The 21,749-nt window shown below is 46.3% G+C and carries 16 protein-coding genes, 1 tRNA gene and 1 rRNA gene; 8 read left to right on the plus strand and 10 right to left on the minus strand.

Annotation, left to right across the window (positions count from 1 at the left end):
- Positions 1 to 7 precede the first annotated feature (7 nt).
- From gspF to gspC, 4 genes are read right to left on the minus strand one after another with little or no spacing between them, the layout of a single operon-like run.
- A complete protein-coding gene (gspF, locus tag EAE30_RS17690) occupies positions 8 to 1,237 on the minus strand; it encodes a type II secretion system inner membrane protein GspF (RefSeq protein WP_123017105.1) in 1,230 nt (409 codons plus the stop codon).
- Positions 1,237 to 2,748 (minus strand): type II secretion system ATPase GspE, encoded by a 1,512-nt coding sequence (gene gspE / locus EAE30_RS17695; RefSeq protein WP_123017106.1) that lies wholly within the window; start codon positions 2,746 to 2,748, stop codon positions 1,237 to 1,239. The genes gspF and gspE overlap by 1 nt, the downstream gene beginning before the upstream one ends.
- Positions 2,748 to 4,769 (minus strand): type II secretion system secretin GspD, encoded by a 2,022-nt coding sequence (gspD, locus tag EAE30_RS17700; RefSeq protein ID WP_123017107.1) that lies wholly within the window; start codon positions 4,767 to 4,769, stop codon positions 2,748 to 2,750. The genes gspE and gspD overlap by 1 nt, the downstream gene beginning before the upstream one ends.
- A 29-nt stretch (positions 4,770 to 4,798) precedes the next feature.
- The gene (gene gspC / locus EAE30_RS17705; RefSeq protein WP_123017108.1) at positions 4,799 to 5,707 is read right to left on the minus strand and encodes a type II secretion system protein GspC; all 909 of its coding nucleotides are present in this window, start codon (positions 5,705 to 5,707) and stop codon (positions 4,799 to 4,801) included.
- Positions 5,708 to 5,913: 206 nt separating this feature from the next.
- Here gspC and hslR point away from each other — a divergent pair, with 206 nt between their 5' ends.
- The 4 genes from hslR to EAE30_RS17725 all read left to right on the plus strand — a co-directional run bounded on the left by hslR (position 5,914) and on the right by EAE30_RS17725 (position 11,149).
- Entirely contained in the window at positions 5,914 to 6,303 is a 390-nt protein-coding gene (gene hslR, locus EAE30_RS17710; protein WP_123017109.1) for a ribosome-associated heat shock protein Hsp15, read from the plus strand.
- Between the two features lie 17 nt (positions 6,304 to 6,320).
- On the plus strand, positions 6,321 to 7,199 hold the full coding sequence (hslO, locus tag EAE30_RS17715) for an Hsp33 family molecular chaperone HslO (RefSeq protein ID WP_123017110.1): 879 nt from the start codon (positions 6,321 to 6,323) through the stop codon (positions 7,197 to 7,199).
- A gap of 313 nt (positions 7,200 to 7,512) precedes the next feature.
- Positions 7,513 to 9,141 (plus strand): phosphoenolpyruvate carboxykinase (ATP), encoded by a 1,629-nt coding sequence (gene pckA / locus EAE30_RS17720; protein ID WP_123017111.1) that lies wholly within the window; start codon positions 7,513 to 7,515, stop codon positions 9,139 to 9,141.
- Positions 9,142 to 9,253: 112 nt separating this feature from the next.
- Complete coding sequence (locus tag EAE30_RS17725; RefSeq protein ID WP_164711887.1) at positions 9,254 to 11,149, plus strand: AsmA family protein; 1,896 nt, start codon at positions 9,254 to 9,256, stop codon at positions 11,147 to 11,149.
- Here EAE30_RS17725 and EAE30_RS17730 read toward each other — a convergent pair.
- The 4 genes from EAE30_RS17730 to typA form a co-directional block, all read right to left on the minus strand.
- Complete coding sequence (locus EAE30_RS17730) at positions 11,146 to 12,072, minus strand: bifunctional GNAT family N-acetyltransferase/hotdog fold thioesterase (RefSeq protein ID WP_164711888.1); 927 nt, start codon at positions 12,070 to 12,072, stop codon at positions 11,146 to 11,148. The two genes, EAE30_RS17725 and EAE30_RS17730, sit on opposite strands and share 4 nt — an antisense overlap.
- Before the next feature lie 104 nt (positions 12,073 to 12,176).
- Positions 12,177 to 12,611 carry a D-aminoacyl-tRNA deacylase gene (dtd, locus tag EAE30_RS17735; RefSeq protein ID WP_123017114.1) on the minus strand — a complete coding sequence of 145 codons (435 nt, stop codon included), beginning with the start codon at positions 12,609 to 12,611 and terminating at the stop codon, positions 12,177 to 12,179.
- Positions 12,583 to 13,491: a virulence factor BrkB family protein gene (locus EAE30_RS17740; protein ID WP_123017115.1), complete on the minus strand. Its 909-nt coding sequence runs from the start codon at positions 13,489 to 13,491 to the stop codon at positions 12,583 to 12,585. Before EAE30_RS17740 ends, dtd begins: the two co-directional genes overlap by 29 nt.
- A 157-nt stretch (positions 13,492 to 13,648) precedes the next feature.
- Entirely contained in the window at positions 13,649 to 15,478 is a 1,830-nt protein-coding gene (gene typA, locus EAE30_RS17745) for a translational GTPase TypA (RefSeq protein ID WP_123017116.1), read from the minus strand.
- A 512-nt stretch (positions 15,479 to 15,990) separates the two neighbouring features.
- Here typA and glnA point away from each other — a divergent pair.
- The 4 genes from glnA (at position 15,991) to add (ending at position 21,350) form a co-directional block, all read left to right on the plus strand.
- The gene (gene glnA, locus EAE30_RS17750; RefSeq protein WP_123017117.1) at positions 15,991 to 17,400 is read left to right on the plus strand and encodes a glutamate--ammonia ligase; all 1,410 of its coding nucleotides are present in this window, start codon (positions 15,991 to 15,993) and stop codon (positions 17,398 to 17,400) included.
- 333 nt (positions 17,401 to 17,733) lie between these two features.
- Positions 17,734 to 18,783, plus strand: coding sequence for a nitrogen regulation protein NR(II) (glnL, locus tag EAE30_RS17755; protein WP_123017118.1), 1,050 nt, complete (start codon positions 17,734 to 17,736; stop codon positions 18,781 to 18,783).
- 34 nt (positions 18,784 to 18,817) lie between these two features.
- Complete coding sequence (gene glnG / locus EAE30_RS17760; protein ID WP_123017119.1) at positions 18,818 to 20,218, plus strand: nitrogen regulation protein NR(I); 1,401 nt, start codon at positions 18,818 to 18,820, stop codon at positions 20,216 to 20,218.
- A 130-nt stretch (positions 20,219 to 20,348) separates the two neighbouring features.
- Entirely contained in the window at positions 20,349 to 21,350 is a 1,002-nt protein-coding gene (gene add, locus EAE30_RS17765; protein WP_123017120.1) for an adenosine deaminase, read from the plus strand.
- Positions 21,351 to 21,501: 151 nt separating this feature from the next.
- On the opposite strand, the gene EAE30_RS17770 is transcribed toward add, so the two are convergent.
- Positions 21,502 to 21,578 (minus strand) — tRNA-Asp (locus EAE30_RS17770).
- Between the two features lie 47 nt (positions 21,579 to 21,625).
- A 5S ribosomal RNA gene (gene rrf, locus EAE30_RS17775) occupies positions 21,626 to 21,741 on the minus strand.
- Positions 21,742 to 21,749: the final 8 nt, after the last annotated feature.

Below are 21,749 nucleotides of genomic sequence, written 5' to 3' on the forward strand. Positions count from 1 at the left end.
AGCACACTTACTGACTTACTAAGTTATTCATTTCTAAAATGGGCATCAATGTTGCCATAACGATAAACAACACCAACCCCGCCATTAACGCGATTAACGCTGGGGTAAACACTCCCAAAGCAATATTGATGGCCGACTCAAAATTTTCATCTTGGTTATCGGCGGCTCGGGTCAGCATCGCTTCCAACTCTCCACTTTGCTCACCACTGGCAATCATATGCAGCATCATTGGGGGGAAAAGACGCGTTTGATCAAGCGACTTACGTAAACTTGCGCCTTCACGAATGTTCTCTGCCGCCTCTCGCACTTTTTGTTTAACAAAGCGATTCGTCATCACGTCGACAGCGACATGCATGCCATCTAGGATAGGAATGGCGCTTGAAGTACAAATGGCCAACGTTCGTGCAAAACGCGATGTATTTAACCCACGCGCTATTTTGCCGATAATCGGTAGATAGATGATTTTTTCATCCCACTTCAAACGTACATTCGGCTGGCTGAGTAAACGCCGGATAACAAAAGTGCCGACGATGAACACAACTAAAATCGCAATGCCCCACTGCTGAATAAATCCGCTGGCCGCTAAGAGAATTTCTGTTGATTGTGGCAGTTCCTGTCCCATCTGCACAAATTGGCCGACAATTTTTGGCACCACAGCCGCCAACAAAAACGAAACAATCGCGACAGCAAATACCACCAGCACTACCGGATAAATCATCGCTTGTAATAACTTAGAGCGCATTTTCTGACGATTTTCCGCGTAATCAGCTAAGCGAGCTAATACGGTATCAAGGTGTCCGGACTTTTCGCCTGCCGACACCATCGAACGAAACAGCTCATCGAAGATGTGCGGATAATCGCCAAAGCTGTCCGCTAAGGTATACCCTTCTGTCACTTTCGAGCGCACTGCGGCGATCATTGAACGAATACGAGGCTTTTCCGATTGTTCAGACACGGCTCGTAAACACTCTTCTAACGGCATCCCGGATTGAACTAGAGTGGAAAGCTGACGTGTGATCAGCGCTAAATCCGGCGTACTGATACCACGCTGCAAGGTAAACGCAGGTTGCGCCGCGCCAGCACCAGCCGAACGCTTGCCGCGATTCTCAATCACATCGATGGGAATCAAACCTTGCTCTTTCAAGCGTTGCCTCACTTGACGAGCATTATCCCCTTCAATCACCCCTTTTTTCTGGCGCCCGGATTTATCCAGTGCTTTATAATCAAATGCCGCCATTACGACTCCTTAGTCACGCGCATCACTTCTTCAAGTGACGTAATGCCCTGGCGTACTTTATCCAGTCCATCTTGGCGAATACTCGGAGTGTGTGCTCGAATGGCATGTTCAATATCTTGCTCGCCCGCTTCTTTGTGAATCAGCGTTTGTACATTGTCATCGACGACAAGTAGCTCGTGGATGCCGGTACGTCCTTGATACCCTTTTTGGCTACAATGTTCGCATCCCTTAGGACGATACAAGGTACACGCATCGTCTTCGCTCAAGCCAAAATATTTTTTCTGTTCACTATTGGCCTCATAGGGCTCACGACAATGAACACAGAGTGTGCGCACCAACCGTTGCGCCAAAACACCCAATAGCGACGAAGAAATTAAAAACGGTTCAATCCCCATATCGCGCATTCGCGTTATCGCACCAATCGCCGTATTGGTATGCAGCGTAGACATCACCAAGTGGCCGGTTAACGAGGCTTGCACCGCAATTTGCGCGGTCTCTAAATCCCGAATTTCCCCAACCATAACCACATCGGGGTCTTGACGTAAAATGGCCCGCAAACCTCGCGCAAACGTCATATCGACTTTGGGGTTGACCTGCGTTTGCCCAATGCCAGCAATATCAAATTCAATAGGGTCTTCGACCGTCAGAATGTTGCGCTCTGAGCTGTTCAATTCCTGAAGTCCCGCATAGAGCGTCGTGGATTTACCAGAGCCGGTGGGGCCGGTCACCAACAACACGCCATGTGGCCGGCTGATTAATTGTTGAAAACGCTGATGCACAACCTCATTCATCCCTAAACTGTATAAATCCAGTTGGGTGGCATTTTTATCCAATAAACGCATCACCACACGCTCACCATGAGAGGAAGGCATTGTCGACACACGCACATCGACCGCTCGCCCACCGATGCGCAGTGAAATCCGGCCATCTTGAGGAACGCGTTTTTCCGCGATATCCATTTTCGACATGACTTTGACGCGCGACACCAATAACGGGGCAAGTTTGCGGCTCGGTTCCAGCACTTCACGTAATACACCATCCACCCGGAAGCGGATCGATAGGACTTTCTCAAACGTCTCAATATGAATATCAGACGCGCCCTCTTTGATCGCTTCGCCAAGCATGGCATTGATCAGTTTGATAATCGGCGCATCGTCTTCCGACTCGAGCAAATCTTCGCTTTGCGGCAGCTCTTCGGCTAACGAGAAAAAGTCATCGCTTTCAATACCAATGGTTTCCATCAACTGACGAGCTTCTGAAGAATCTCGTTGATACACCACGGTCAGTTTCGTTTCAAACTCGTCACTGGATAGCTCATGTAATACAAACGCTGTTTTGGCGACCCGTTTTACCTCCATCAATGCCGCAATCGGAATCGGCGGCACGTAATAGAGATGGCACTGAGAGAAATCCGCATCCCACTCTAAAACCACATTAAAGCGATTGGCAAAACTGAATGGTAAACGACGTAACACTGGTTGAGTGACGTCGTCTGCGACTCTATCACTCATTATTTATTCTCTTCCATTTGATCAATAAAGGCTTGCAGTTCTGCCGCATGCTGACGATCATCGCCAAACTTCGGTAGCACCGGAATATTCGCATCGTCCATCAGCTTCATGCCTTTCTGCGACTTATATAACTGCTCAGCTCGAATATAGTTGTACTTACGCTGAGTCACGCCATCCGCCGTCATGCCATTACGCAAAATCGTCGGCTTAATAAAGACCATCAAGTTTTTCTTTTCTGACTGTGAACTGGTCGAGCGGAACAATTGCCCGATGATCGGAATATCACCTAATAACGGCACTTTCGATTCACTTTCAGCGGTACGGTTATCAATCAGACCACCGAGGACAAGCATTTGTCCATCTTTGACCATCACCGAGGTATTAAGCTGACGTTTAGCAAAGCGCACATCAACGGCACCATTAGCGCCGAGTACATTCGAGACTTCTTGCTCAATGTGTAACTGTACGGAATCACCTTCGTTGATTTGCGGTACCACTTTCAGCTTGATCCCCACTTCCTTACGGTCAACCGTTTGGAATGGGTTATCATTGTTAGCGCCCGCCGTTGAACCGGTGATCACAGGGACTTCTTCGCCGACAATGAATGAGGCTTCCCCGTTATCCATCACGGTAATGCTTGGTGAAGACAGAATATTGGTACTGGAATCACTCGCTACCGCATTAATCAGCGCTGTCCAGTCACCCATCATAATACTGACCGCCGCACCATTAATGCCTGAAAGCGCAGAGGCTAATGTGTCATAATCCCCAGATTCTTTATTGGTTTGTGCGCGTCGAATCCCATTCGCATCATTATAATAAGTGGTCGTTTCGGTATCTTTGGCTTCTTCTAGACCCACCATCACTTTGCCAATAGAAGCGCCAGTATTGTTATACTGAATCGCAGAGCCACTTTCTAAAGAGCCCCACTGCACCCCAAGCTTAATCCCATCACTTTCTGACATTTCCACAATCAGAGCTTCAATCAATACCTGCGCACGACGAATATCTAACTGATCGATAATATTGAGTAGAGACTTCATGATGTCTTTAGGAGCGCTGATGACAAGAGAGTTGGTTTCTTTGTGCGCGGCGATCACCACATCGTTACGTGAGCTAGACGACTTTTTACCATCCCCTTTACTCTTCAACATGCTGTCTGACACCCCTTTAAGCACATCCACTAAATCTTTGGCTTTGGCGTACTTAAGATACACGACTCGACTGTTGCCCTTAACCGCCATTTCGACATCGAGCTTTTTAATCAATTTGATCATTCTTTGGCGAACTTTCGGATCACCAGAAACCAAAATAGAGTTCGTACGTTCATCGGCAACAAACTTAGGCTGCAAATATTCGGGCGTGTTCTTACGTTCATTGTTTTTACTAAGAGACTGAACAATGCGAACCATTTCAGAGGCCGATGCATTCTTCAACTCCACAACATCAACGTCTTTGTCACCCACTTGATCAACGCGATGAATAATATCCGCGAGTCGATTCACCACCGCTGCACGGCCAGTCAGCAAAATGATATTCGCGGGATCGTAATGCACCACATTACCAGCACCTGCATTATCAATCAGTTGGCGCAGCAAAGGAGACAGTTCACGTACGGAGACATTTTTTACCGACACCACTTGAGTAATCACATTATCGCCAGAGGCATGCTGGCCATCCCCCAATACTGGAATCGCTCCCGTTTTCGCATCTTTTGATTTCACGACTTTCAGAATGCCATTATCCATCGGCACAACCGCGAAGCCGTATACCTGCAAGACATTAAGGAAAAAACTGTAATACTGTTTATCGTCCAACGTATCGTAACTGCGTACATCGATCTTGCCACGCACCGAGGGATCAACAATGATCGTCTTATCAAGGTTACGGCCAACAATGTTGATAAACTCTTGAATATCTGTCCCTTTAAAACTGGCACTAAACTCGCTTGCCGATACGGCAGGCGCAAACATAGTGGCCGCGACTAGTAGCCACGTGCTTTTCTTGAGCCAATGCTTCACTGATTACTCCTAAACTTGATGCATCAGATTTATAACTCGAACTTAATAGTACGTACTTGGTTATTACGTTCGACGATAAGATTAATGTCTTTATTATTCGATAATACACTCATGACTCTCGTCAGTGCATCGGGTGCAGTCAAATCAATGCCATTGATTTTAGTAGCAATATCACCGGATTGCAGACCTAAAGATGTGAACAAGACTTTATTTTTGCCAGAAGTCAGTCGAAATCCTTTCACGTTCGCATCATTTTTTATGCGTGAGACATGAACGTACTTCAAAATGGCGCTAGGACTTTGCTTAATTTCATCGCGAATGGCACGCCATTGTTGCTGAATCTCAGTCGGAGACTCTTGCTCGGGGACGCGACTTGCACGATTCAATCTCGGTTTGCTGTAATCTAATCCACTGAGCATGAGTGTTTCATCGCGTCCGGCATTGTCAATAATCACCCGATCCGGCAAAACGGCTTTGAGTTTCACGCTTGTGCCATCGACGGTTTCACCAATACCATAGGTATCTTGTGACCCTTGATGAGAAATGACGGCAAGACTGGAACGGGAGCTGGAACTTGCTACCACTCCGACCAAATTAAGGTTGAGACGCGTTTTAGGGGCATCGACCGCAACGGACTGAAGCTCATCATCCGAGGGCTTCTCAGTATAACGCCCAAACAAATTCGCTTGCTTTAGGTCATTAATATTGAGGCCTGATGACGGTTGATTAACCACAACATGGCTAGCGGTCCAGGCTGGTACGCTATGATCTTTATCAGGAAAAAACCACACGGTTTCTCCTAACACCCATGCACAACCCGCGATGAAAACCACACTACACCCTAAGCTCACTGAACGATGCCAGCGAGGTCCTTTTAGGTAAGTCATCGCCGTATTTAGGCGAGTCGATGAAAACAAATTCAAATCTATCCGCTCCACGAACCAAATATCCTTATGAGGGGGAAATCAATAATAGGAAATCAAAGCAACTTGAAATGTGACAAGGCAAAATAATATAGCATAGCCTCATGACATATTCATGTGAGGTGATTAATTCGCCAGTGCTGCTTGAAAACACGTACCCCAGACTCCATTGTTACCACTAATAAGTAAAACAAAACAAATGTTAGAGGAAATTTGCCGACATGAGTTCCAATTCTGAGGCAGTTAGGCTAGATAAATGGCTGTGGGCTGCTCGATTTTATAAAACACGCTCTGTCGCAAGGAATATGGTCGACGGCGGTAAAGTCCATTATAATGGCCAACGTAGCAAGCCGAGTAAAGTGGTAGAGCTAGGAGCCCATATTACGCTTCGCCAAGGTCACGAAGAGAAAACAGTGGTGATTGAAAATATCTCCGCTCAACGACGTGGCGCCCCAGAAGCACAAACACTATACAGTGAAACGGCAGAGAGTATCGCAAAACGTGAGCGTAATGCATTAGCACGCAAACTCAATGCGCAAAACCCTAGCCCAGATCGTCGCCCAGATAAAAAACAGCGACGAGATATTATTAGATTCAAAAACCAAAATTAAAAGGCGGAATGTCCTCCATGGCAAATAACATGCTTAATCGCTATCTCTTCGAGAACTTATCAGTGCGTGGCGAGCTGGTACAACTGGATGAAACGTACCAGAAAATTATTACCAGTAAGGAATACCCAACTGCCGTTCAACGCCTACTTGGCGAATTGGTTGTCGCCACTTCTTTGTTAACTGCAACATTAAAATTTGAAGGCTCGATCACAGTACAACTGCAAGGTGATGGTCCGTTGACCCTCGCGGTGATTAATGGCGATAACAATCACAACGTACGTGGTGTCGCGCGCTGCAGCGATGATATTCCAGACGATGCCTCTATTCATGACATGCTGGGTAAAGGGCATATCGTGATTACTATCGAACCGAAAGATGGTGAGCGCTATCAAGGTGTCGTGGGCCTAGAAGGTAACGACCTCTCAGAAATCATTGAAAACTACTTTGCACGTTCTGAACAACTGAAAACACGTATGTGGTTACGTGTTGGAGAACACAACGGCCAAGCGCACGCTGCCGGTATGCTGATCCAGGTGATGCCTGATGGCACCGGTTCTGCCGAAGATTTTGAGCGTTTAGAGCAGTTAACGGACACCATCAAAAATGAAGAGTTATTTACCTTAGAAGCGAATGAACTGTTGTACCGTTTATACAACCAAGAAACGGTTAAGCTGTATGAACCTAAGCCTATCACGTTTTTCTGTAGCTGCTCACATGAGCGCAGCGCCGCCGCAATCATTACGTTAAATCGTCAAGAAGTCGAGAACATCCTAGCAGAAGAAGGTCATATTTCTCTGCACTGCGACTACTGTGGTACCAACTATACATTCGATCCAATGGAAGTGGCCGAACTGTTTGTTCAGGCAAACCAACAAGGTAGCCAACAGACACATTAATGAATGTGTCCGTCGATTCGATTAAGCCAGCATAATATGATGCTGGCTTTTTTATGTTTGCTACCCCTTGAACAGCCAAAGCACGTTTTCATCCCGCGATTCTCATTACCTCATCCCCCAGTCCGTATCAGTTACGTGAATATAAGCCAGGCCTGACTTCTCACTTTTCAATGACGCTCTTTTCCTCTCTGGTTTTTTGTGTTTTTTTTGAACACACACCCTGTTTTATTTTTATTCCATTGCTACCATCAATATTATAAAAATAACTAACATCTCGACAAAAAACCCTACAATATTCTATGAGGAGCACCTTATGACCACTGCGGACCATGCCATGGTTGCAAACTTAGAACTCTCTGAATACGGTATTTCTGGCGTAACAGAAATTCTGCATAATCCCAGTTATGAACAACTCTTTGAAGAAGAAACCGATTCGACCCTCGCGGGGTATGAAAAAGGGATCGTAACTGAGCTTGGTGCTGTAGCGGTCGATACTGGTATTTTTACGGGGCGCTCGCCGAAAGATAAGTACATTGTCGAAGATGAGACGACGCGAGATACACTGTGGTGGACCTCGCCACAAGCGAAGAATGACAATAAACCCATGTCGCAAGCAGTGTGGGATGATCTGAAAGCAACAGTAGCCAAACAGCTGTCCAATAAGCGGTTGTTTGTGGTCGATGGATTTTGTGGGGCCAATCCAGAAACTCGTCTTTGCGTGCGTTTTATTACTGAGGTCGCTTGGCAAGCGCATTTTGTGAAGAATATGTTTATTCGACCATCAGAAGACGAGCTGCAACACTTTACGCCAGATTTTGTCGTGATGAACGCCGCCAAATGCACCAACCCGAACTGGCAACAACATGGTCTGAATTCAGAAAACTTTACCGCCTTCCATCTCACCGAAAAAATGCAACTCATTGGTGGCACATGGTATGGCGGCGAAATGAAAAAAGGCATTTTTGCCATGATGAATTACTTCCTTCCTTTGCAAGATATTGCCGCGATGCACTGCTCGGCAAATCAAGGAATAGAAGGGGACGTGGCAATCTTCTTTGGCTTATCCGGTACGGGTAAAACCACCTTATCGACCGATCCTAAACGTGCCCTCATTGGTGATGACGAACATGGTTGGGACGACGAAGGTGTCTTTAACTTTGAAGGAGGGTGCTACGCCAAAACCATTAAGTTATCCAAAGAGGCGGAACCGGACATTTACAACGCGATTCGCCGTGACGCGTTACTTGAGAATGTCGTGGTGAATGCGCAGGGTGTGATTGATTTTGATGACAGTTCAAAAACCGAAAACACGCGTGTCTCCTACCCAATTTATCATATCGATAATATTGTTAAGCCGGTCTCGAAAGGCGGCCATGCGAAAAAAGTGATCTTCCTATCAGCGGATGCTTTTGGCGTCTTACCGCCAGTGTCGAAGTTAACCCCCGAGCAAACCAAGTATCACTTTTTGTCCGGTTTCACAGCCAAACTAGCGGGAACAGAGCGTGGGATCACCGAACCGACCCCAACATTCTCAGCGTGTTTTGGCGCCGCGTTTTTGACTTTGCACCCCACCAAATATGCAGAAGTGCTGGTTAAACGCATGGAAGCAGCTGGGGCTCAGGCCTACCTCGTGAATACGGGTTGGAATGGCACAGGAAAACGGATATCCATTCAAGATACGCGGGCCATCATCGATGCCATTTTAGATGGATCGATTGAACAAGCCCCAACCAAAACCGTGCCGATATTTAACTTCGAGATTCCAACGCAATTGCACGATGTGGATAACGAGATTTTGGATCCTCGTGATACCTATGTGGACCCATTGCAGTGGGAAAGCAAAGCCTACGATCTTGCGAAACGGTTTATTGATAACTTCGATAAATATACCGATACCGAAGAAGGCCAAGCGTTAGTCAGCGCCGGACCACAAATCAAGTAAAACCAAGACTCAAAAAGCCCCTACTTTCAGGGGCTTTTTTTGCTATATAGGTTGAATGCCGCATAGATTTACTACACTCTATGCTGAGGTTGACTACGGTTCTGAATTTCCTATGAAAAAGCTGCTTACTTTTATTATCTCTGCGTTGTTATTGGCGGTTATCACACTGGCCACTCTGTTTGGGTTACTCAACACCTCTTATGCCACACCAATAGCACAATGGATAAATCAGCTCATCGGTGATGAACGGCTCTCATTCAAACACGTCGAATATGATTACCCGTTGCACCTGCGCTTTACTCAGCCAACCATCCAATTGAACCATACCTCACTCACCTTTCGGCATTTGGATTTGTGGTTCAATCCGTCAATTTATGATCATGACCAATGGCAAATAGAGAGCGCGCTGTTTGATGGGGTCACCATTGATAACACGCTACCGCACTTTTCAGAGCCATCGACCTTTCATATCCACCAGCTCGCCATCCACAACTTGTCACTGGAGACTGACGAGGTCAGTGCCACCGCGCTCAATGTACAAATAAAAGATCCCCACTGGTATCGAGATGAGCAATGGTTACCCTATGGCACCATTCAGCTTTCTGCAGAGTCTTTGCAATGGCAAGGCGAAACCATGACTCAACTCTTAGTTGATGCCGATCATCAACTCACTGACAGCCGAATCAATGGTTTTTCTTTTCATTGGCGCAATGGACTAATCTCCGGACAAGCAGAACGTTATCCGCAAGGTTGGTCTCTGGTTAACGTCACCATGAATCATTTGTCTTTAACTCAAGACGTGATTGCTCAACTGCGTTACAAGTGGTCGGACACACCTCAAACCAAGATGATCCAACATATCAATAGCCTCGATATCCTTAATAGCAATCTGCAGATCGGTGCTGTTACTCTCAACAATGCTGATGTGTCGATTGAAAATATGGATGTCACGTCATTATGGCAAAACCAAGGGTCCATTTCTCTGCATGCCGATAATGCGCAGTGGAAGCATCTCCAGTGGGTAAACCCAGATGTCACGGTGTCTCTCACTCCTGGGAAAATTACCATCAATGATTTTCTCGCGGACATTTGGCAAGGAAGATTACAGCTGAGTGGTGCACTCACCCCAGACTCGTTACACCTTTCCAACCTTAGCCTCAACGGTGTTCGCTGGTACGGCGAGCAGGACGACGATTTCCCGACCTTCTCATTCACGGATCTCCATTGGCCAACCATTGCGATAGATCAACTGGATATCAGCAATACTCAAATAATCCAACTCAAACACCGTCCTTTCTGGCAACTGACCGGACTTAACGTCAGCGGAACGGACCTAACGCTACGTCACAATAATCAATGGGGTTTATGGCAAGGGCAACTCAGTGTCAGTGCGAATAGTGCCAGTATTGGGAAACTGCATACCAGTCAAGCGATTATAGAAATGACAAGTGACGCACACACGTGGTCGCTCACCCGAGCTTTCCTACCACTCAAATATGGCTACCTCAAAGCACAAGGCTCTTGGCCGATAGACAGCAATGAGGCGCCATGGTCCTTGCACGTACAAAGCGATGGCTTACCCTTAGAGCCACTGACTCAGTGGGTGTCGTTACCCATATCGCTCAGTGGATTCGCTGAAGCGAACCTGTCTTTAAATGGAATGGCGGGCAGCCCAACGATCATGAAGCACACTCTCAGTGGTCAGGCACAGGGCAGTGTCTATCGTGGTGTCATGACCATGCAACAAGACAATACGACAACGATCCAACCCTTTGCTATCAATGGGATTGACGTTACGGCCGATCGCGGAAAGATTTCTCTTCCCGAGACGACCATTCAAGGGACCACGCTCAATGCCATCCTATTTGGCGACTTAGACTTAGTGGACTTAAAAACAGGAAAGCTAGAAATCCGCGAGACCGCTCATGGCAAAACCACGGTGTATGACTTGCTGCACCCTAAAGACACCACACCAGAGGAAAAGACAACAACGCCACAATCACCTTAGTGCGGCATACTCTCTAACGTGGCTTTGTAGTCAGGCATTAGCATATAAGTGCCAAAGAAATCGACCGCATCATGACCATCGCTGGTAATCGACACTTGCACGACAATACGCGCTTTTCTGCCAGCGGCTAAACGGTCTAAATCGCCACTGATACCATCCATCGAAGTAGAGGCCAGCGGGTTAGAGAATAACGGTTGATGGTAACGAATATGACTATCAACCAAGACAATATCGCCGGATAAATCACGCTCCTTCATGAGTAGCCACGCCATCCCCCAGCCTGTTAATGTCGCCAAAGTAAATGCCGAACCGGCAAACATCGTATTATGTGGGTTCAGGTTGGGGTTTAACGGCGCACTACACTGGAATTGATAGCCAGTGTATTCTTGAATTTTAATGCCCATCTTTTCACAAATGGGAATTTGCTCCTGCCAACGATCTTGCAACTCCGCACACCACTCAGGTTTACGGAGTACCGTTGCGCGCACATCGAGAGGCTTCACCATCTGTTGGTGCAGTAACGGACCACGCCCACTAACCAGCTCACCTCGGCATTCAAACCCATTACTTTGATAAAACGGTATGGCCGCTTCACGGGCTCGACAGACCAATCGTTTTGCCCCTTCTTGGCGAGCAAACGACTCGAGCGCAACGAGTAGCAATGATCCCATCCCTTTACCACGACGGTTTGCTTTCACTGCCATATAGCGAATCTGGCCTTCGCAGTCTGGCGTGATGTACAGCCTTCCTATCGCAATCGGACGTCCACGACCATCGACAATCATGCGATGATGACTCATACCATCGTATTCATCTCTTTCCGAGCCGAGCGGCATTTGCCAAGGTTCGCGTAACATCTGCCAGCGGAACTGATAATACTTTTTGATTTGCTTTTCCGTTCGCGGTGTAATCAGTTTAAACATACAAATTTCCGGTTAAGTATCCTTTTAACTCGATAATGTCGATCCTATCCTAGAATAATAACGACGCCTACTCTTTGCTTAGCACAGTTTTACGATGCAATAAATCACGTTTGCAACCAAAACGTCACAGGACCATCATTGGTTAAAGACACTTGCATATCTGCAGCAAAGCGCCCGCTTTCTGTCGGTAGCTGATCGGCACATAATTGGGTAAATCGCTCATACAAACGACGCGCGTCATCAGGCGCAGCGCCCTTGGAAAAGCCCGCTCGCGTGCCTTTTTTGGTGTCCGCCGGGAGTGTAAATTGAGAAACCACCAGCACGCTGCCGCCAATATCTTTCACACTCAGGTTCATTTTCCCAGCGTCATCTTCAAACACTCGATATTGCGTTACCCGCTCCATTAAGCGCTGAGCTTTGGCATCATCATCGCCTTTTTCGACACCAAGCAACACCAACAGCCCTTGCTCAATGGCGCCAACCGTTTCGCCCTCAACACGTACTGATGCTTCACTCACTCTTTGTATTAGCGCTATCACTCTTACTGTCCTCTGGTTGTGTCACTTTCTCTATTGCCTCTTGATACCGGGCACGCCACTGCACCTCTTCACCGAGAGCGGCGGTGACTTCAGCCCCAAACAATACTATCAACCAGCATAAATAGACCCAAACAAATAAGATAGGGATCGCCGCTAACGCGCCATAAATGAGCTGATAAGACGGAAAGTTAGTAATATAAAAGGCAAACCCTTTTTTACTGAATTCAAACAATATCGCCGCAGCCACAGCGCCAATGAAGGCATGTTGTAGCTTCACTTTTTTATTGGGCACCAGTAAATACAGCACCGTGAAAGCAAGAAACGATAACAAAACAGGTAACCATCGTAAAAAGAGATTATACGCTCCAGTCAGTGTTTCATTATCGATCACGGTTAGCGAGGTAATATAAGAACTCAACGCGATACTCGCCCCAATCAATAAAGGCCCCAAAGTCAGAAACATCCAATACATCGATAAGGAAAACACGAAACGTCGCTTATTGCGCACTCGCCATATGAAGTTCAGGCTGCGGTCCACATTCGAGATCAATGTGATGGCCGCAACGAACAAGAAAATACTGCCCACAATGGTCATTTTCCCAGTGTTGGCAACAAATTGTCTTAACGCACCACTGACGGCATCGCCTGCTGTGGGCACGAAATGTGTGATGACAAAATCTTGAATCACGTCACTCACATCCTTAAACACCGTAAAAGAAGACAGAATAGAGACCAATACCGTCAGCATTGGCACAAGAGAAATCAACGTAATATACGCCAAGTATCCTGCCGTGACATTCACGCGATCCTGATTCATGCGATGAGAGACATAGCGGACAAAGTTCATGCTCTCTTTTGATAGCTGTTGATAATTAGGCATAGTACTTACTCAAATAGGAGGTTCCCTTAGTCTAAGCGATTGTTAACGTCCTTGCTAAAATCGTCACCGGATTAATAACACCATGAATCAAAGATAAAAAAAAGCCTTTGGATATCCAAAGGCTTTATATTCTTTTTTATAGCAACGTGGTTAAGGCTTATTTGCCACCACGGTAAGCACGTTTGCGATCGTTTTCAGTTAAGAATTTCTTACGAATACGAATGCTTTCTGGCGTCACTTCTACCAATTCATCATCATCGATGAACTCAAGCGCTTGCTCAAGTGTGTATTTAATCGCTGGGCTCAGAGTTTGAGCTTCATCCGTACCTGATGCACGAACGTTGGTCAGCTGCTTACCTTTCAAACAGTTTACAGTTAAGTCGTTTGAACGGCTGTGAATACCGATAACTTGGCCTTCATACACTTCATCACCGTGCTCAGCAAACAAACGACCACGACCTTGTAGGTTAAATAGTGCGTAAGTAAGTGCTTTACCCGTTGCGTTTGAAATCAGAACACCACTTTGACGACGACCGATTTCTCCACCTTTGTGTTCACCGTAATGGTCAAACGTATGGTAAAGAAGACCAGAACCTGACGTCATGGTTAAGAATTCCGTTTGGAAACCGATTAAGCCACGTGATGGCATCAAGAAGTCCATACGAACACGACCTTTACCATCAGGAGACATATCTTTCAGTTCACCTTTACGTAAACCGATGCTCTCCATAATCGCGCCTTGGTTCTCTTCGACAACGTCAATCGTTACCGTTTCAAACGGTTCCATTAACTTACCGTTTTCTTCTTTCAAGATCACTTCTGGACGAGACACAGCAAGTTCGAAACCTTCACGGCGCATGTTTTCGATCAAGATAGACAGGTGCAATTCACCACGACCAGATACACGGAAACGGTCTGGGTCTTCGGTTTGTTCAACACGCAGTGCCACGTTATGAACCAATTCTTTTTCTAGACGCTCTAGAATGTTACGTGACGTAACGAATTTACCTTCTTTACCCGCAAACGGAGACGTGTTTACTTGGAAAGTCATGGTTACCGTTGGTTCATCAACCGTCAATTCTGGTAGCGCTTCTACAACGTTAACATCACAGATGGTATCTGAGATTTTCAGTTCGCCTAAACCGGTAATGGCAACGATGTCACCCGCTGAAGCTTGATCGGCTTCTGAACGGTTAAGACCAAGATACCCCAATACCGTACCGACTTTACCGTTACGTTTTGTGCCATCAGCAGAAATAACCGTCACTTGTTGGTTAGGTTTCACCGTACCGCGAGTCACACGACCCACACCGATAACACCAACGTAAGAGCTGTAATCTAGCTGAGAGATCTGCATTTGCAGTGAACCATCAGGGTCAACGTTTGGCGCATCAACACCGTCAACGATCGCTTGGAACAATGGTTCCATATTTTCGCCAGTCGTGGTTTCTTCTTGGCTTGCCCAACCGTTTAGTGCTGACGCATAAACCACTTGGAAGTCGAGCTGCTCGTCTGTCGCACCTAAGGTGTCGAACAAATCAAAGACTTGATCCATTACCCAGTCAGGACGCGCGCCAGGACGGTCAATTTTGTTGATAACCACGATAGGTTTCAAACCGTAGTTAAACGCTTTTTGGGTTACGAAACGGGTTTGAGGCATTGGGCCATCAACAGCATCAACGATAAGTAGCACAGAGTCTACCATCGACATAATACGTTCTACTTCGCCACCAAAGTCGGCGTGTCCAGGAGTATCAACGATATTGATGCGGTAGTCATTCCAGTTAATTGCTGTGTTTTTAGCAAGAATGGTGATGCCACGTTCTTTTTCAATGTCATTTGAGTCCATGACGCGCTCTTCAACTTCACCGCGAGACTCTAACGTGCCTGACTGTTGTAGTAGCTTATCAACAAGCGTGGTTTTACCGTGGTCAACGTGAGCGATGATCGCGATGTTTCTTAGTTTTTCAATTTGCGGAGTAGCCATGGATTCTAATTCACTTATTTCACAAAAGACCCTTTACGACACCATGTCGTAATTGAGGTCAGAGCTTGGTTAAAAAAACGACCATAATGTACCAGATTTTAGCGAAAAACCCAGAAATATGTGATCTATTTCGGTTATTTTTATCTTTTGGTAATAAATTCAACTGTATTGACACATAAGCAACCTTATTCTGTTGCGTTATTTTCATGAAACATACATTGACATTTTAATGAGATAGAGGCTGAATGGTCTCTGGCTTAAGCAACGATGTGCACCAAAATAAACATGATCTACCCATTTTGGTGCATCGAGTGACCAATTTAGTGCATAGCACAGCACCAATATCTGTCATCATCAGCGTAAGCCAATGAAACTAATGGATTTATTTTTTTGGCATGAATTTAGCTTCATGAAAATCAACATCGATTATGAAATGGGGACAGCCGTCTCGTAAGCTGGTTTCATCGTAAATTCGAGCCTAATTGCTATTTTAACACTGGAGGTTATCCAAGATGTCAGTTGAAAATGTTTTATCGCTGATTCAAGAAAACGAAGTCAAATTTATCGACTTACGCTTCACTGATACGAAAGGTAAGGAACAACACGTATCAATTCCGGCTCACCAAGTCGATGCGGACTTCTTCGAAGAAGGCAAGATGTTTGACGGCTCTTCTGTTGCTGGCTGGAAAGGCATCAACGAATCCGACATGGTGATGATGCCAGATGCCTCTTCTGCGGTACTGGACCCATTTACTGAAGAGTCAACCGTCAATATTCGTTGTGACATCTTAGAGCCTGCGACAATGCAAGGTTACGATCGTGACCCACGCTCTATTGCCAAACGCGCAGAAGAATACATGCGTTCAACTGGCATTGCCGATACCGTTCTTGTTGGCCCAGAACCAGAATTCTTCCTGTTTGATGATGTCCGTTACTCTTCAGACATGTCAGGCTCTTTCTATAAGATTGACGATGTAGAAGCAGCTTGGAACAGCGGCACTGAGTATGAAGATGGCAACAAAGGTCATCGTCCTGGCGTGAAAGGCGGTTACTTCCCAGTATCACCTGTTGACTCTTCTCAAGACATCCGCTCTGCGATGTGTCTGATCATGGAAGAAATGGGCCTTGTTGTTGAAGCGCATCACCACGAAGTGGCAACCGCAGGTCAAAACGAAATCGCAACACGTTTCAACACCATGACGACCAAAGCGGATGAAATCCAAATTTATAAGTACGTTGTTCACAACGTCGCGCATGCATTTGGTAAAACCGCGACCTTTATGCCGAAACCACTAGTGGGTGACAACGGTTCAGGTATGCACGTTCACCAATCGCTTGCTAAAGACGGGGTTAACCTATTTGCTGGCGATAAGTACGGCGGTCTTTCTGAAACAGCGCTTTACTACATCGGTGGTATTATTAAACACGCTCGTGCCATCAATGCGTTTGCAAACGCGTCAACGAACTCGTACAAACGTTTGGTCCCAGGTTTTGAAGCACCCGTTATGCTGGCGTACTCAGCGCGTAACCGCTCTGCATCGATCCGTATTCCAGTGGTACCAAGCCCGAAAGCTCGTCGTATCGAAGTCCGCTTCCCTGATCCAACAGCGAACCCATACCTTGCCTTCTCTGCACTGCTAATGGCTGGCCTAGACGGTATCAAGAACAAGATTCACCCTGGTGATGCAATGGATAAAGATCTGTACGATCTTCCAGCTGAAGAAGCAGCAGAAATTCCAAAAGTTGCTGAAAACTTCGAAGTGGCCCTCAATGCACTAAATGAAGACCGTGAGTTCTTGACTGCTGGCGGCGTATTCTCTGATGATTTCATCGATTCTTACATCGCATTGAAATCTGAAGACGTGACGCGCCTGCAAATGACGACTCACCCTGTTGAATTCGAAATGTACTACTCTGTATAAGTACAAGAACGAATTGAATATAAGAGCCTGCTCAATTGAGCAGGCTTTTTTGTTATTAAGGTCGTCCTAGCACCAAAATGGTGTAAAAAGCTAACCCACTCTATCCTATCCGTTTTTAACTCTTACCTTGGCATTATCGGCAAGCTTATTGCATTACTACTAGTTAATATGGTGCAAAAATCCCGATAAATGATTCAAAGTCCCTATTTAGTGCATTTCCTTTTTAGTTCGGCGATAAATCGGTAGTGTGCCCATATTTAATGCACCAAGCTTCATGGTAGTATGCACTGTATTGGTGCATAAGTAACTCAATGTGGAAGAGAGGAAGACGTTGTGAGTACTGAATTAAGTGACATTATCTTAGACAATATCGTATCCGCAACACTGATACTCAATGAGTCTCTCTGTATTTGTTATGCCAATCCTTCGGCAGAGCAACTCTTTTCACAAAGTGCTAAACGTATCATCAACCAACCTATTTCGAATCTGATACAACATGCTTCCATGGATCTCGCCTTGCTGTCGCAACCGTTACAAAGCGGCCAAAGCATCACAGACAGCGACGTCACTTTCGTTGTCGATGGTAAACCGCTGATGTTGGAAGTGACTGTCAGTCCTCTTTCTTGGAACCGAGAACTGATGCTGCTCGTCGAAATGCGACGCATTGGACAACAACGACGACTCACGCAAGAACTGAATCAACATGCTCAACAGCAAGCGGCGAAATTATTGGTGCGAGGACTGGCTCACGAGATAAAGAATCCACTGGGTGGATTACGTGGTGCCGCTCAGCTATTAGAAAGAATGCTAGAGGATCAAAGTCTAACGGAATATACCCAAATCATCATTGAGCAGGCTGACCGTCTGAGAGCCTTAGTTGACCGCCTATTAGGTCCACAAAAGCCAGGTAAAAAAGAACGAGGCAACTTGCATCAAATCCTAGAGAAAGTTCGTCAGTTGATCGAACTAGACGGCAATCGCGATCTGATCTTTGAACGTGATTACGATCCTAGCCTGCCTGACATCATGATGGACCCGGACCAAATTGAGCAAGCATTACTGAATATAGTCAGCAATGCGGCCCAAATTTTAGCTCATCAACCGCATGGTGAAATCATTTTGCGTACGCGCACGGTGCATCAAGCCAATATTCACGGACAACGCCATAAACTTGTGGCGCGTATAGAAATCATCGATAACGGACCGGGTATCCCTATCGAGCTACAAGATACCCTATTTTACCCCATGGTCAGTGGCCGAGATGGCGGGTCAGGCTTAGGCTTGTCGATCTCACAAAACCTCATCGATCAGCATAATGGAAAAATTGATGTTGAAAGCTGGCCAGGGCGGACCATATTTACTATTTACTTACCGATTCAATGAACGTCACAGCTGAATTGATATTGAGGACAATATTATGAGTAAAGGATACGTATGGGTTGTCGACGACGACAGCTCAATTCGTTGGGTTATGGAGAAAACCCTTTCTTCTGCGAATATCAAATGCGAAACGTTCTCTGATGCAGAAAGCGTGTTATTAGCTCTAGAGCGTGAAACACCGGACGTTCTAGTGTCGGACATTCGTATGCCGGGAATCGACGGCCTCGAACTGCTCAATCAAGTACACCGACATTCACCGGATCTACCGATCATCATCATGACGGCGCATTCGGATTTGGATGCGGCAGTTAATGCCTATCAAAAAGGGGCGTTTGAATACATTCCAAAACCGTTTGATGTCGATGAAACGCTCACTTTGGTTGAGCGAGCGATTTCACACAGCCAAGAACAGCGTAAAGAAAACTCTGCACACCAAGCCACCGATGAAACCCCAGAGATCATTGGTGAAGCGCCAGCCATGCAAGAAGTCTTTCGCGCGATTGGCCGTCTATCACGCTCTTCCATTTCTGTGCTGATTAATGGCGAGTCTGGCACCGGTAAAGAGCTCGTCGCACATGCGCTGCATCGTCACAGCCCGAGAGTACAAAAGCCATTTATCGCTCTGAATATGGCCGCCATTCCAAAAGATCTCATCGAATCAGAATTATTCGGGCACGAAAAAGGCGCCTTTACCGGCGCAAATAATGTTCGCCAAGGCCGTTTCGAACAAGCCAACGGTGGCACCCTCTTTTTAGATGAAATTGGTGACATGCCCCTGGATATTCAAACCCGTTTATTACGTGTTTTGGCAGAAGGTCAGTTCTATCGCGTCGGAGGGCATTCAGCAATCAAAGTCGATGTGCGTATTGTCGCCGCTACCCACCAAAATTTAGAAAAGTTAGTCCACAAAGGCCTCTTTCGTGAAGATCTCTTTCACCGTTTAAATGTCATTCGCATTCAAATCCCGGCGCTACGTGAACGTCGTCAGGATATTGAAAAGCTGAGCAAGCACTTTTTAGTCTCTGCCGCTGACGAGCTCGGTGTCGAGATGAAAACACTGCATCCTAAAACACTGGATACGTTAAAGCAGCTGGAATGGCCAGGCAATGTCCGTCAACTCGAAAACATGTGTCGCTGGCTAACCGTGATGGCGACCAGTACAGAAGTTTTACCGAGTGACCTTCCTTCTGAACTATTAGCGGATAAAAAGAGCGTGGAAGTGGAAGGAGGTCAAAGCTGGCAGAAACAATTGGAGTTGTGGGCGAAATCGTCTTTATCCGCAGGCGATACCGACATTCTCTCTTTTGCTCTGCCGGAATTTGAACGGATTCTATTGGAAGCGGCGCTCGCACATACCAATGGGCACAAGCAAGAAGCGGCGAAAGTTCTAGGCTGGGGACGCAATACGTTGACCCGTAAGTTAAAAGAACTTTACTAGCCAACGCATTAAAGACAGCTCTATTTCTGAGCTGTCTTGACCAATACTTTCCTATTTGACAATAAGAATGAGCTGACAGATAGGTCTACGATTCTTATACTGATGTTAAAATTTCGACTAGGAAACACTCATGATTAGTAAAGACCTTCCCCTAACGGATATTCATCGCCATTTAGATGGCAACATCCGCACGAGCACGATACTGGATCTAGGCCAACAATTTAATCTAGAGTTACCCGCCAGTACTGCTGATGCATTAACACCGTATGTACAAGTGGTGGAAACAGAACCTTCACTAGTCGCGTTTTTATCGAAACTGGACTGGGGCGTGAAAGTTCTCGGCAACCTAGAGGCTTGTCGGCGCGTCGCCTATGAAAATGTCGAAGACTTATTACGTGCTAATATTGACTATGCAGAGTTACGCTTCTCACCTTACTACATGGCGTTAGAACATAACTTACCATTGGAAGGGGTGGTAGAGGCCGTGATTGATGGCGTACACGCTGGTGTTCGCGACTTTGGTGTACAAGCCAACCTGATTGGTATCATGAGCCGTACCTTTGGCTCAGAAGCTTGCCGAAAAGAGCTTCAAGCCATTCTTGCCCATCAACAACACTTTGTCGCCGTAGACCTAGCAGGAGACGAATTAGGCCAGCCGGGCGATCAATTTATTGAGCACTTCAAAACAGCACGTAATTCAGGCTTACAGGTCACGACACACGCTGGTGAAGCGGCGGGGGCAGAAAGTATCTGGCAAGCCATCAATGAACTGGGAGCCACTCGTATTGGCCACGGTGTTAAGGCCGTTGACGATCCGTCTCTGCTTGCTTATCTCGCTAAGCACCGTATTGGAGTGGAATCCTGTCTCACATCCAACATTCAGACCAGCACAGTCGCCTCTCTGGATGTCCACCCGATTACTACGTTCTTGGATCACGATATTCTTGTCAGTTTGAACACCGATGACCCGGCAGTCGAAGGGATAGAGCTCGCTCACGAGTATGCCATCGCGAGTAGCAAAGTTGGCCTCACTCCCGAGCAATTGCGCCAGCTACAAATCAATGGACTAGAGAGCAGTTTCCTTTCTGATTCAGAGAAAAAAGCCTTAAAAGAGAAAGTGCGACAACGATAATCACATCAATATCCATTAGTCATCGAAAAGCCAGTTATATTGATAACTGGCTTTTTTATGGAAACAAGATGGTATTAATATTAGCGTCTGGCAATAGAAAAATCACAGACGAAAAAAAGCCTCGTTCAATCGAACGAGGCTTCAAAACAAATGGCGGAACGGACGGGATTCGAACCCGCGACCCCCGGCGTGACAGGCCGGTATTCTAACCAGCTGAACTACCGCTCCGCAAACTGGTTTTTCCATAACGTTAATCACGCTATGTCTTAATTAAAGCCTAGCGATGACCTACTCTCACATGGGGAAGCCCCACACTACCATCGGCGCTATTTCGTTTCACTTCTGAGTTCGGCATGGGATCAGGTGGGGCCAAAATGCTATGGTCGCCAAGCAAATTCT

The sequence above is a fragment of the Vibrio zhugei genome (assembly GCF_003716875.1).
Classification (GTDB): Bacteria; Pseudomonadota; Gammaproteobacteria; order Enterobacterales; family Vibrionaceae; genus Vibrio; species Vibrio zhugei.

Coding starts and splice junctions, on each gene's coding strand:
- gspF (WP_123017105.1), bottom strand. CDS start 1,237: ATGGCGGCATTTGATTATAAAGCACTGGATAAATCCGGGCGCCAGAAA.
- gspE (WP_123017106.1), bottom strand. CDS start 2,748: ATGAGTGATAGAGTCGCAGACGACGTCACTCAACCAGTGTTACGTCGT.
- hslR (WP_123017109.1), top strand. CDS start 5,914: ATGAGTTCCAATTCTGAGGCAGTTAGGCTAGATAAATGGCTGTGGGCT.
- hslO (WP_123017110.1), top strand. CDS start 6,321: ATGGCAAATAACATGCTTAATCGCTATCTCTTCGAGAACTTATCAGTG.
- pckA (WP_123017111.1), top strand. CDS start 7,513: ATGACCACTGCGGACCATGCCATGGTTGCAAACTTAGAACTCTCTGAA.
- EAE30_RS17725 (WP_164711887.1), top strand. CDS start 9,254: ATGAAAAAGCTGCTTACTTTTATTATCTCTGCGTTGTTATTGGCGGTT.
- EAE30_RS17730 (WP_164711888.1), bottom strand. CDS start 12,072: ATGTTTAAACTGATTACACCGCGAACGGAAAAGCAAATCAAAAAGTAT.
- EAE30_RS17740 (WP_123017115.1), bottom strand. CDS start 13,491: ATGCCTAATTATCAACAGCTATCAAAAGAGAGCATGAACTTTGTCCGC.
- typA (WP_123017116.1), bottom strand. CDS start 15,478: ATGGCTACTCCGCAAATTGAAAAACTAAGAAACATCGCGATCATCGCT.
- glnA (WP_123017117.1), top strand. CDS start 15,991: ATGTCAGTTGAAAATGTTTTATCGCTGATTCAAGAAAACGAAGTCAAA.
- glnG (WP_123017119.1), top strand. CDS start 18,818: ATGAGTAAAGGATACGTATGGGTTGTCGACGACGACAGCTCAATTCGT.
- add (WP_123017120.1), top strand. CDS start 20,349: ATGATTAGTAAAGACCTTCCCCTAACGGATATTCATCGCCATTTAGAT.